The sequence below is a fragment of the Sphingomonas sp. HF-S4 genome, from assembly GCF_032911445.1.
GTDB lineage: Bacteria > Pseudomonadota > Alphaproteobacteria > Sphingomonadales > Sphingomonadaceae > Sphingomonas > Sphingomonas agrestis.
In genome coordinates this window covers 970252-981688 of record NZ_JAWJEJ010000002.1, presented here as the reverse complement: position 1 = coordinate 981688, position 11437 = coordinate 970252, and the positions used below count along the sequence as shown (strand labels likewise).

11 protein-coding genes are annotated in these 11437 nt (G+C 67.1%); 4 read left to right on the top strand and 7 right to left on the bottom strand.

Features of this window, described 5'->3' with window-relative positions; translation table 11 throughout:
- Positions 1-288, top strand: a 288-nt coding sequence (locus RZN05_RS20595) for a hypothetical protein (RefSeq protein WP_317228547.1), incomplete at its 5' end; no start/stop codon positions are given.
- A 7-nt stretch (positions 289-295) separates the two neighbouring features.
- Positions 296-1774: a lipopolysaccharide biosynthesis protein gene (locus RZN05_RS20590; RefSeq protein WP_317228546.1), complete on the top strand. Its 1479-nt coding sequence runs from the start codon at positions 296-298 to the stop codon at positions 1772-1774.
- An 18-nt stretch (positions 1775-1792) separates the two neighbouring features.
- Here the strand turns inward: RZN05_RS20590 and RZN05_RS20585 are convergent, their stop codons facing one another.
- On the bottom strand, positions 1793-2221 hold the full coding sequence (locus RZN05_RS20585) for a CBS domain-containing protein (RefSeq protein ID WP_317228545.1): 429 nt from the start codon (positions 2219-2221) through the stop codon (positions 1793-1795).
- 65 nt (positions 2222-2286) lie between these two features.
- Between RZN05_RS20585 and RZN05_RS20580 the strand changes: the two genes are divergently transcribed.
- Positions 2287-2586, top strand: coding sequence for a hypothetical protein (locus RZN05_RS20580; RefSeq protein ID WP_317228544.1), 300 nt, complete (start codon positions 2287-2289; stop codon positions 2584-2586).
- On the opposite strand, the gene RZN05_RS20575 is transcribed toward RZN05_RS20580, so the two are convergent.
- The 6 genes from RZN05_RS20575 to hisS form a co-directional block, all read right to left on the bottom strand.
- Positions 2583-4115 carry a DUF4139 domain-containing protein gene (locus RZN05_RS20575; RefSeq protein WP_317228543.1) on the bottom strand — a complete coding sequence of 511 codons (1533 nt, stop codon included), beginning with the start codon at positions 4113-4115 and terminating at the stop codon, positions 2583-2585. The two genes, RZN05_RS20580 and RZN05_RS20575, sit on opposite strands and share 4 nt — an antisense overlap.
- A 7-nt stretch (positions 4116-4122) precedes the next feature.
- A complete protein-coding gene (locus tag RZN05_RS20570; protein ID WP_317228542.1) occupies positions 4123-5589 on the bottom strand; it encodes a DUF4139 domain-containing protein in 1467 nt (488 codons plus the stop codon).
- 78 nt (positions 5590-5667) lie between these two features.
- Complete coding sequence (locus RZN05_RS20565; RefSeq protein ID WP_394804843.1) at positions 5668-6552, bottom strand: DUF4167 domain-containing protein; 885 nt, start codon at positions 6550-6552, stop codon at positions 5668-5670.
- A 253-nt stretch (positions 6553-6805) separates the two neighbouring features.
- The gene (gene prmC, locus RZN05_RS20560; RefSeq protein ID WP_317228540.1) at positions 6806-7618 is read right to left on the bottom strand and encodes a peptide chain release factor N(5)-glutamine methyltransferase; all 813 of its coding nucleotides are present in this window, start codon (positions 7616-7618) and stop codon (positions 6806-6808) included.
- A complete protein-coding gene (gene prfA / locus RZN05_RS20555; RefSeq protein WP_317228539.1) occupies positions 7615-8688 on the bottom strand; it encodes a peptide chain release factor 1 in 1074 nt (357 codons plus the stop codon). The genes prmC and prfA overlap by 4 nt, the downstream gene beginning before the upstream one ends.
- Complete coding sequence (hisS, locus tag RZN05_RS20550; RefSeq protein ID WP_317228538.1) at positions 8685-10007, bottom strand: histidine--tRNA ligase; 1323 nt, start codon at positions 10005-10007, stop codon at positions 8685-8687. The genes prfA and hisS overlap by 4 nt, the downstream gene beginning before the upstream one ends.
- A 200-nt stretch (positions 10008-10207) precedes the next feature.
- On the opposite strand from hisS, the gene RZN05_RS20545 reads away from it, so the two are divergent.
- The gene (locus RZN05_RS20545) at positions 10208-11431 is read left to right on the top strand and encodes an efflux RND transporter periplasmic adaptor subunit (protein ID WP_317228537.1); all 1224 of its coding nucleotides are present in this window, start codon (positions 10208-10210) and stop codon (positions 11429-11431) included.
- The last annotated feature ends 6 nt before the right edge of the window (positions 11432-11437 follow it).

Below are 11437 nucleotides of genomic sequence, written 5' to 3'. Positions count from 1 at the left end.
AGACCAGGAGCCGCCGCCCACATGTCCCTTCATCAATTCAACAATGTCAAAGAGCGCAAAACACCGACGCCCCAGCCTACCCCTTTTTCTCGGGGCGAACCGTGCGCCTGGTTTTTGGTGACCGATGAAGCAGCCCGTGAAGAGCACCGCGTCGGTGGAGTGGCTTCTATGCGCGGCTTCCGATTCGGTCAACAGCGTTTTGAAACTTTCTGTCGCTTTTCCGTAATGCGCCCCCGAAACCCGCAGAAAACCGTGCTTTACCCCATCTCAACAGGTGCCAGCGCATGACACTCCCGTGACCGAATCAACTGCCCCCACCCCGAATCACGGCCTCGAATCGCTCAAGGATCAAGTCCGAAGCGCCGTAATCTGGCGTTCGGGCACCCAGATTGCCGGGCAGCTGCTCACCTGGGGCTCGACCTTCATCGTGATTCGCGTGCTCAGCCCCAGCGATTATGGGCTGTTCGCGATGACCCAGGTCGTGCTGGTGCTGCTCAACATGCTCAATGGCTATGGCCTGGCGAGCGCGCTGATTCAGCGCGGCGATGCCGGGCGCCACGCGCAGCGCCAACTGTTCGGCATGCTGATCCTGCTCAATCTCGGCCTCGGCGCGGTGCAGTTCGCCTGCGCGCCCTATGCCGCGGCCTATTATCGCCAGCCGATGGTGACCGAGCTGCTCCGCGTGCAAGCGCTGCTCTATATCGCGACGCCGTTCATCGCCCTCCCTTATGCGCTGCTCGCGCGCGCGATGGATTTCCGGAAGCAGGCCTGGGTGAACTTCGCCTCGGGCGTGGTCGGCGCGCTGGTCGCGCTCGGCGGCGCGTGGGGCGGGCTCGGGGTGTGGACGCTGGTCGCCGCACCGATCGCGCTGTTCGCGGTGCGCGCCATCGGCATGACCTGGGCCGCCGGTTCGCTGATGTGGCCGAGCTTCGACTTTCGCGGCGCGGGCGACATCGCGCGCTATGGCGGGGTGATGGCGACGGGTCAGATCTTCTGGTTCCTCCAGAGCCAGGCCGATGTGTTCATCGCCGGCCGGCTGTTCGACCCGCACATGCTGGGCATCTATACGACCAGCCTGTTCCTCACCCAGATCTTCGTCTCGAAGTTCGTGCCCCCGCTCAACGAAGTCGCCTTCTCGGCCTATGCGCGATTGAAGGACGACCGCGCGGCGATGGCCGCCGGGTTCGTCAAATCGGCGCGGATCATCTTCGTCGTCGCGATGCCCTTCTATCTCGGGCTCGCGGTGACCGCGCGGCCGCTGGTCGAAGTCGTGCTCGGGCCCAAATGGATCGAGGCCGCGCCGGTGGTCCACTGGCTCGCGCTCGCGATGCCCATGATGACGTTGCAGACGCTCTATTCGCCGGCGAGCGACGCGGCCGGCCGCCCCGGGATCAGCGCGCAGAATGGCATTGTCGGCGCGATCCTGCTCCCCGCGGCATTCCTGGTCGGCGTGCATTGGGGCGTGATGGGACTCGTCGCGGCGTGGTTCGCGGCGTACCCGCTCTACCTTGCCGTCTCGACGTGGCGGACGCTGCCGGTGATCGGGGTGCGGCTGCGCGACCTGGTCGACGGGCTGGCCCCGCCGGTGATCGCCGCGGCGGCGATGGCAGTGCTCGTCTCGCTGCTCGCCCGCGCGTTGCCGCCGCTACCGCCACTGGCGCAACTGGCCCTGCTCGGCGCGGCGGGCGCGACGATCTATGCAGGCTGCCTGGCACTGTTCGCGCGCGATACGCTCAGCGAAGTCGTCGCGCTGGTCCGCAACCGGCGCGGTTAAAGGCCCGCACTCGCTACCCTAAACCGCCTGGATATAGGCGCGCATCGCATCGGCTTCGGATTCGATCCGCTCGATCCGGTACTTCACCAGATCGCCGATCGAAATGAAGCCGGTCAGCCGCCCGCGATCGATGACCGGCAAATGGCGAATCCGCCGCCGCGTCATCAGCGCCAGCGCACCGAGCACCGATTCCCCGGGCGCGACGGTGATCGCCGGCGCGGTCATCACGTCGCGCACCCGGCGATCGAGTCCCGCCGCACCATCGCGCTCTAGGCAGTGGATCACGTCGCGTTCGGAAAAGATGCCGGCGATCGACTCGCCGTCGAGCACGGGCACCGCGCCGATTCGCCGCTCGGCGAGCAGCGCGACGGCCTCCGCGACGGTGCGATCCCCCGCGATCGACACCACGTCGTGCCCTTTTCCCCCCAGGATTGCCGCGATGGTCATCGCATATCTCCGCTTTCGGGTTCAGGCGGTTGTTTCTCCCATGATTCGCACCCAATTGCAAAACCATGGCCATGCCGCGGGAAGATCTCGACGACCCGGAATATGCCGCCTTCGCCTGGGGGCGCTATCGGCGCATTCTCAAATATATGGCGCTGGTATCGCTGCTCACCGTCTGCCTGGCCGAGCTGGTGCTGTGGTGGTCGCTCGGCACGCTCGACTGGGTCACGGCCAGCGCGACCTTTCTCGGCATCTTCTCGACGATGATGCTCGCCGCCGCGCTGATGGGCCTGATGTTCCTGAGTTCGGGCAGTGGCCATGACGCGCGCGTCGAGGACCGATTGAAGGGTGAGATCGATATCGACTAGTCGCGAATCCGGGCAAGGCGGTAGCGCAGCGTGACGCTGCCGTTCGCCGGGATCGTCGCCTTCCAGAGCGGCCATCCGTCCTTGCGGCCGAGCCGCGCGGAGACCTTTTCGATGCGATAATTCCCCTGGTCGAAGCGCACGCTGCCTTCGAAGCGCACCGGCCAGGGATGCGCATTCGCAATCGTCACCGAATACGCACGCGTCGACGCTCCGGCGTTCGATTCGGTCGCGCTGGCCGATAGCCCTTCGGCGTCGCCGAGCGCGATATCCACCTCTTCGCCGACTGCCTTGTCATAGGTCCGCCCCTCACCCGACAAGGCTTGGGTTCCACCGAGCGGCTCGAACACCGCGACCGGCCCCGAAGGCAGCGGGACACCAAGCCCGTCCTCCTTCTTGTTGCGGAAGCGCAGCCCGCGCTCGATGCTGGTCGCGGCCGGGCTGCCGGCATCGATCCAGCCACGATAGAGGATCGCAACCTTTACCTCGGGCTTGAGATACATCGCGACCTGCTTCTGCGCATTCGACGCGACGGTGGTCGGGATCGGCATGCGATAGAGCTTCAAGTCGCCGAGATCCTCGCCGACCACCGTGACCGGCGACGACTTGGCTGACTGCAACGAAGCACGCATGCCCGTCACGACGATGTCGCCTTCCATCATCGGCGCGGCAGGGGCGGGCATCGGCACAGGCTCGAATTCCTCGGGCAACGGCCGGAAGAAGCAGTGCAGCACCAGCGACTGGTCCGGCGTGAAATTGTAGCTCCGGCTCTCTTCGCGATTCACCTCGCCGGCGACCACCGCCATGTCGGCATCGACGAAACTCGTCGGATCGCTGTTGGCGAGCGTCACCCAGGCGGTGAGATCCGCGCGATCGCCGCCTTCGCGCAGGTTGACGACATAATTGGCCTGCCAGTCGAACCCCCAGGCGAGATAGGACAGGCTGAGCGTAACCGTCGCCGCGGCAGGCGAATCGGTCTCGATCGACAGCGTCGGGCGCGGCGAGAGGCCGGCGGGGACGCCCTGATAGACCGGCTGCTCGAACAAGGGGCCGCAATTGATCGCCTCGAACCCGCTCTCCGTCTGGAGTATGGCCGCCCCGTCCTCGCCCGAGCGGATCACCGCGCGTTCCTCGCGCACGGTGCCGGTGTTGGGATCGGTGCGCCGGAGGATCACCGGTCGCCCGAAGGAGCGCGCATAGAGGCTGCGCGGGGAGAGCAGGTCCGCGTCGAGATTCTTCTCGCGCACCCCCGCGGGCAATCCCGTGACGATCGCACTTTCGGGGAGCAGGCCGCCGGCGACGCCTTCGAAGCGGATCACGGCGCGGCCAGAGGGGATCGTTACGGTGCGCTTCTCGGTGACCAGCGCATAGCCCTGGAGCCAGCCGAGATTCATCTGCTCGCCGGGGTCGCGATCCTGCGCACGATAAATGGTCACCGCTACACCCTCGGGCGCGGCCGAGGTCACCACCGGCTGCGCGGCGACGGGCGCCGCGACCAGCAGCAACAGCCAGGCGAGGCTTCGCCAGCGCATCGCGCGATCAGTAACGCGTGTCGAAATCGACGGTGAGGTTGGTCTCGCCGTTGGCAGGGACCGTCACCAGCCACACGCGCTCGTCGGGCGAGCGCTGGGTGCCCTGGATGCTCTCGCTGGGGACGCGGGTGTCGTGCCACCACCAATGGTCGAGCCCACCCTGCACCACTTCGACCGTCACCGGCGTCGGCCGCGCGTTGGTGATGCGGTACTTCATGCTGGTGCGCCAATAGGTGACCGTCTGTTCGATCGTCTTCTCGGTCGTCACGCCGTTCTTGGTGATCCGATAGCGCCCGGTCCGCTCCCATTCGTCGCTCTGGATCCGTTCGCGCTTCTCGACCGTCGGCTGGATCTTCACGTCGAACGCCTCGCCGGTCTTGAGCGCGAGATCGGAGCCCATCGGCGTGTGCGGGATATTGTTCTCGCCGATGAACTGCGGCTGGCCGCGCGCGTCGCGCATATAGACGCGCACCGTGCCGGCCGGCAGCGCGTCGCCGAGGCCGCCCGCGCTCGACGAGGAGAAGCGCAGCACGGTATCGACGCTCGCTGCCTCGGTGCGGCTGCCCAGCCAGTCGTTGCGGAAATAATAGGCCTTGGCCGCCGGCGTGCCGTGGACGTCGAGGAAGCTGACCTGTTTCTGCTGAGCGTTGGCAAGCGTGGTGCGCGCCGCGATCGGATAGACATAATAGTCGCCGAGCCGCTCGCGATTGGCGCTCTCGGTGCCCGGCCGGTTGCCCGAGGGCGGACGCGGCTGGAAGCGGACATTGCCGCCCCCCTGCCCCGGCGCGCCGGCGACGAGCAGGGTGCGCGCATTGGGGAAGCTCGTCCCGCTATTGTTGTTGAGCGTGATCCAGCCCTGGACGTCGATCTTGCCCGCCGCCTCGTCGAACAGGGTGACGTAATCGGCCTTCCAGCCGAAGCCGTTCGAGAGATAGCTGAGCGTCGCCGGGCGCGCGCCACCGCGGCTGGCGTCGAGCGTCACCGACAAGGTCGGCCGTGCGCGCAGGTTGGGCGGGAGCTTGGAGAAGACGACGCGGGCGCCCATCCCACTCAGGACTTCGATACGGTCGCCAACCCGGACAATCGTACCGCCGTTGTTGGCAAGCACCTGCGCGGTCTCGCGTGTTTCCACACCGGTGGCCGGATTGGTGCGGACCAGCCCGACGCTCTGCCCCACTGCCTTGTCCATCAGCTTCTGGGGAGAGAGGAGATCATAGTCGAAATTCTGCTCGACGATCCCGGCATCGTCGGCCGAGAGCGTCACCGTCTCGGGCCGGATCCGGGCCGAGACGTCGGCGAATTCCTGGCGATTGCGCCCCTGGGCGAGGGTGAGCGTGCGCTTGTCCTGCACCAGCGCGAGATCGTTATTGTAGATCGTCACCGAGACGTCGCCCTGGGCATTGGGCTCCTCAGGCGCGGTCTGGGCATGCGCGGCGAGCGGCAGCGCCGCCGCGATGAGAGCCGTCAAACGCAAAGCATCCTCCCCCAGGCTGTTCCCAGGAGAGGATGCTAGCAGTTCCGGTGCGAAGGGCTAGCCCGACGCGCAGAGAAATCAGGCGGCCGGCGGCACCTCGGCGTCGTCGCTCTTCACGCGGCGGCGGCGCGGCTTCTTGGGCGCTTCCTCGGCATCGTTGGCAGCAGTGGCCTCGGTGCCGAAGGCCGGCGGCAGGATCGCGGCGTCGATACCCTGCGGGGCATCGGCCTCGACCGCTTCCTCGCGGCGCGGACGGCCACGGCCGCGCGCCGGGCGAGCGGGACGCTCTTCGGCCTGTTCGGCGAACAGCTCGGGCGCGGGCGCTTCCTGCGCTTCGGCCTGATGGCCATTGGCAAAGCCGTTGGCGTTGCCATTGGGGCGGCGGTCGCGGCGATTCTCGCGGGGCTCGCGATCCTGGCGCGGCTCGCGGTCGGGACGCGCTTCGCGATCCGGGCGGGGTTCGCGATCCTGACGCGGTTCACGATCCTGGCGCGGCTCACGGTCCTGGCGCGGCTCGCGGTCGTCGCGGTCGCGGCGGGCTTCGCGATCCTGCCGGGGCTCACGCTCGTAGCGCGGCTCGCGCTGCTGCGGACGCTCGTCGCGCGATTCGTCGCTGCGATTGCCTTCGGCCTCGAACTCGAAATCCTCGTCGTCGCCGTCGATGTCGTTGCTCGGGCGCGGCTGGCGCTGGTTCGGGTTCTGCTCCTCGAACCGCGCGCGGGTCTCGCTCAGCACGCGGAAATAGTGATCCGCGAACTGGAGATAATATTCGGCGTTGACCCGATCGCCCTGGCGCTGCGCGTCGGAGGCGAGGTTCTTGTACTTCTCGAGCAGCTGCGCCGCGTTTCCGCGCGCACGATTGTCGATGCGGTTGCCATTGCCCTGGTTGGGGTTGCCCCCCTGGCGCTGCTGACCGCCACGACCGCGACGGCGGCCGTTGTTAGCCTGACGATTGTTCATCAAGGTCTGTATGTCCTGTCTACTTAAGCCGTCCGTCGATCCATTCGGGGTCCCGGATGCACGTTACACTTGCGGACAGCACCGAAACGGCGCTTCCGCTCGCCACGGCCGTCGGACTGCAACGGCTCACATGACCATGGAGTGGGCCTTAGCCCTCAGTTTCAACAACTTGGTTGAAAGTGCCTCGCCCCGGCGCTGTCTTAGCCCGTGGAGCACCAATCTCCAAGCACAAATATGGGCCGCGGGGGTGCCGGTTTCAAGTAAGTAGTATCACGCGGGGACGCCCGCCGAGATCGCTGTGGACCGCGGGCAACAGCCCGTGCTGGAGCCCCAGCGCCGACACCGCCTTGGCCTGGGTCCAGCCGATTTCGAGCACCGCCGCGCCGCCGGGCGCCAGCAGCTCGGAAAGCGCAGGGACGATGCGGGCGTAATCGTCGAGGCCGTCGATTCCCGCGAACAACGCCGAGGCGGGTTCGTGCTCGCGCACCTCGGCCGGAAGCTGCTCGTGCGTGCCGATATAGGGCGGGTTGGCGAGGATCAGGTCGAACGGCTCGGCGAGGCCGTCGGTCCAGTCGCCGAGGCGGAACTCGGCGCGGTGCGCCATGCCGAGCCGCTCGGCATTGGCGCGGGCATAGGCCAGCGCCTGTTCGGAAGCATCGATGCCGAGCCCGGTCGCCTGCGGCCATTGGTCGAGCGCGGCGAGCACCAGCGTGCCCGGGCCGGTGCCCAGATCGAGGATGCGTAGCGGCGCCCGCTCGTCGAAATGCTCGATCGCGGCTTCGATCAGGGTTTCGCTGTCGGGCCGCGGGATGAGCGCGCCGGGGCCGACCGCGAGGTCGATCGTCCAAAAGGCGCGCGTGCCGGTGATGTAGGCGACGGGCTCGTGGGTGAGGCGACGCTGGAGGAGCGGAGCGAAGGCTTCGGGGACTGGATCGTCGAGATGGCGGAGGAGCAGGTCGTCGCGCGATACGCCGAGCGCATGCGACATGAGCAGCTCGGCATCGAGGCGCGCGGTGTCGGTAACGCCGGCGAGGCGCTGCGCCGCCTCCGCGAGCGCGATGCGGATCATGAATCCAGCTGCGCCAGGCGATCCGCCTCGTCCTGGGCGACCAGCGCGCCGATCAGCTCGTCCATCTCGCCCTCGAGGATTTCGGGCAGGCGGTGGAGGGTCAGGTTGATGCGGTGGTCGGTCACCCGGCCCTGCGGGAAATTATACGTGCGGATCCGCTCCGAGCGATCGCCGGATCCCACCATCGATTTGCGCGCGCCCGCGCGCTCGGCGTGGAGACGCTCGCGCTCTTGCTCGTACAGGCGGGTGCGCAGCACCTTCATCGCCTTGGCCTTATTCTTGTGCTGCGACTTCTCGTCCTGCTGGATCACCACCAGCCCGGTGGGGATATGGACGATACGCACCGCCGAATCGGTGGTGTTGACCGACTGGCCGCCGGGCCCCGACGAGCGATAGATGTCGATGCGGAGGTCCTTGTCGTCGATCTTGATATCGACTTCCTCGGCCTCGGGCAGCACCGCGACGGTGGCCGCGGAGGTATGAATGCGGCCCTGCGTCTCGGTGGCCGGCACGCGCTGGACGCGGTGGACGCCGCTCTCGAACTTGAGCTTCGCGAACACGCCCTTGCCCTCGAGCGAGGCGATCGCTTCCTTGAAGCCCCCCGAATCGGATGCCGAACTGGAGATCAGCTCGACCTTCCAGCCCTGCCCCTCGGCATATTTCTGGTACATGCGGAACAGGTCGCCCGCGAAGAGCGCCGCCTCGTCCCCGCCGGTGCCGGCGCGGATCTCGAGCATCGCGGCGCGCTCATCGGCGGCGTCGCGCGGCAGCAGCGCCAACGCGAGTCTCCGATCGGCCGCCTCAAGCGCCTCGCCATTGGCGTGCAATTCTTCGCACGCCATCTGCCGAATCTCGTCATCGGCATCCTGCGTCATATGCTGGAGCGACTGCGCCTCGGCGCGCAGCCGCCGCACTTCGCCAGCGGCCAGCGCGACCGGCTCGAGCTCGGCATATTCCTTCGAAACCTGGACGAACTTGTCCCCCGACAAGTCGCCAGTCGCCATCAGCGCCTGCAGTTCGTCGCGCCGCGCCTCGATCGCGGCGATGCGGTCGGCGGGGATCGTGGTCATGCGACGCTACCGCCCCTAACCATCCCCCGCCATCCGCCAGCGAAAAACCGATCGTCTTCAGGATGAAAACGGATACCGATGGCGGCCTCGACTTTGTCTTGAAGCTCGCCGGTACCTTCGGAGCTGCCCCCTAGACGAATTAGATAACGCCCTGCGGGATCCGTAGTCGTTCTATCCAGGGAAATTAGCAGGCGCGGCGATGCCGCCTTAGCCTTCGAGAATCGTTTTCGCGGATTGCCGGACACATAGAGTTCTGTCGCGACACCATTATTACGAAGAAGAGAAGCTACCTCCACGGCAATCCCCTGCCCCTCCGCATTCTCTGCGACGAGCGCCACTTCAATTTGCTCAACCGCCGGCTCGTCGATCAACATCGCCAGCCGCTCGACACCCGCCGCCCAGCCGACGCCCGCCGTCTCGGGCCCGCCCAGCGAGCCGATCAGCCCGTCATAGCGGCCGCCCGCGAGCACGGTGCCCTGCGCACCGAGACGATCGGTGACGAACTCGAACGCGGTATGGCGATAATAATCGAGCCCGCGGACCAGCCGCGAATTGCGCGTCCACTTCACCCCCGCCGCGTCGAGCCCGTCGGTCACCGCCTTGAAGAACGCCGCGGCCTCCTGCGTCAAATACGCGTCGATATCGGGCGCGCTGTCCGCGATCGGGCGGTCGCGCGGGTCCTTCGAATCGAGGATGCGCATCGGGTTCTTGTCGAGCCGGACCTGGCTGTCCTCGGACAGAGCGTCGCGATGCGCCTCGAAATGCGCGACCAGCGCGGTGCGCCACGCATCGCGCGTCTCGGCGTCGCCCAGCGTATTGAGCTGGAGCGTCACGCCCTCATCGATGCCCAGCTCGTGGAGGAGCTGGTCGGCGAGGACGAGCAGTTCGACATCGGCCGCGGGCTCGGCTGCGCCGATGATCTCCGCGTCGATCTGGTGGAACTGACGGAAGCGGCCTTTCTGGGGACGCTCGTAGCGGAACACCGGGCCCGAAGTGACGAGCTTCATCGGCGCATATTGCTGCCAGCCCTCGGTGATGTACGCCCGGGCGATGCCGGCGGTGAATTCGGGGCGCAGCGTGATCGAATCGCCGCCACGGTCCTCGAAGGTGTACATCTCCTTCGAGACGACATCCGAAGTCTCGCCCATCGAGCGGGCGAACACGCCGGTCGCTTCGAACACGGGGATATCGACGCGCTGGAAGCAATAGAGCCGGCGCACCCGATCGAACGCATCGAGCACTGTCGCAAAGCGCCGCTGCTCGTCGCCAAAGATGTCCTGGGTGCCCCGGATCCGCTTGGGGGTTTCGATACGTGCCATTTGGCGGCGGCTTCTAGGGCCTCTAAAAGGCTTGCGCCACTGCGTTTTCCCGCGTGGCTACGCAACCTTTCGTGTTTCCAGCATTTGTCTGACACATCCTGATACATTTATCGGCTGGATGCTGCGTCGCGGCATGCCTATGGCTGGTGTTTCGGAACTGAACTGCGCCTCCCCGAGAGCGCTACGAGCGGGTCTGCGAATTGAATCTGAATCTATCGAACATCGGCGGCCCCTCACGTCTGGCGCTCGTCGCCGGCGCCCTGCTTCTCGCTTCGTGCGGCAGCGGCGGCCAGGACGCGCAGAAAAAGAACGGCCGCGGCCAGAGCGGGCCCGCGCAGGTCGGCTATGTCGTCGTCCAGCCGACCAGCGTGCCGATGGTCGTCGAGCTTTCCGGGCGCGTCACGGCGTTCCAGAGCTCGGAAGTACGGCCGCAGGTCGCCGGGCTCGTCCAGCGGCGCTTCTTCACCGAAGGCGCGATCGTCCGCGCCGGGCAGACGCTCTACCAGATCGATCCGAGCCTCTATCAGGCGCAGGCTTCCGAAGCGCAGGCCAACCTCGAAAGCGCGCGCGCCACGGCTGAGGCTGCCAAGATTCGCGCCGACCGCTACCGCCCGCTCGCCAAGATGGAGGCGGTCAGCCAGCAGGATTATACCGACGCCGCCGCGCAGGCACGCCAGGCCAATGCCGCGGTCGCGCAGAACAACGCCCAGCTCCGCACCGCGCAGATCAACCTGCGCTTCACGCGCGTCCCCGCCCCGATCACCGGGCGGATCGGCCGCTCGCTGGTCACCGAAGGCGCACTGGTCACCACCAACCAGGCCGATCCGATGGCGGTGATCCAGCGGCTCGACCCGATCTTCGTCGACATCCAGCAATCGAGCGCCGAGATGCTCGCGCTCCGGAAGTCGCTCGCCAAGGGCGGGCTCGCTCCGGGCAGCGCCACCGTCCGGCTCAAGCTCGAGGACGGCAGCGATTACGGCCGCACCGGGACGGTCGAGTTCAGCGAAGTGGTGGTCAACGCCAATACCGGCACCGTCACCTTGCGCGCGCGCTTCGAAAATCCCGAGGGACTGCTGCTCCCCGGCATGTTCGCCCGCGCATCGTTCGCGCAGGCGATAGACACCCAGGCCTTCCTGGTGCCCCAAGCCGCCTTGTCACGCGATCCGCGCGGCAACGCGACGGTCTATGTCGTCGGCCCGGGCAACCGCGCGGCGGCGCGCACCGTCGTCGCCAATCGCACGAGCGGCGCGAACTGGGTGGTGACCCAGGGGCTCGCACCGGGCGACAAGGTGATCGTCCAGGGCACCGCCAACCTGCGCCCCGACGCCGAGATCCGTCCGGTCCCCGCCACAACCCCGCAGCGCATCGAGGCGCCCAAGGGCAAGGCCGCGGAAGAAGCCGCCGCCAAGAACAAGGGCGGCTGACCGCCC

Coding starts and splice junctions, on each gene's coding strand:
- hisS (WP_317228538.1), bottom strand. CDS start 10,007: ATGGCACGTATCGAAACCCCCAAGCGGATCCGGGGCACCCAGGACATC.
- RZN05_RS20580 (WP_317228544.1), top strand. CDS start 2,287: ATGGCCATGCCGCGGGAAGATCTCGACGACCCGGAATATGCCGCCTTC.
- RZN05_RS20585 (WP_317228545.1), bottom strand. CDS start 2,221: ATGACCATCGCGGCAATCCTGGGGGGAAAAGGGCACGACGTGGTGTCG.
- prmC (WP_317228540.1), bottom strand. CDS start 7,618: ATGATCCGCATCGCGCTCGCGGAGGCGGCGCAGCGCCTCGCCGGCGTT.
- RZN05_RS20575 (WP_317228543.1), bottom strand. CDS start 4,115: ATGCGCTGGCGAAGCCTCGCCTGGCTGTTGCTGCTGGTCGCGGCGCCC.
- prfA (WP_317228539.1), bottom strand. CDS start 8,688: ATGACCACGATCCCCGCCGACCGCATCGCCGCGATCGAGGCGCGGCGC.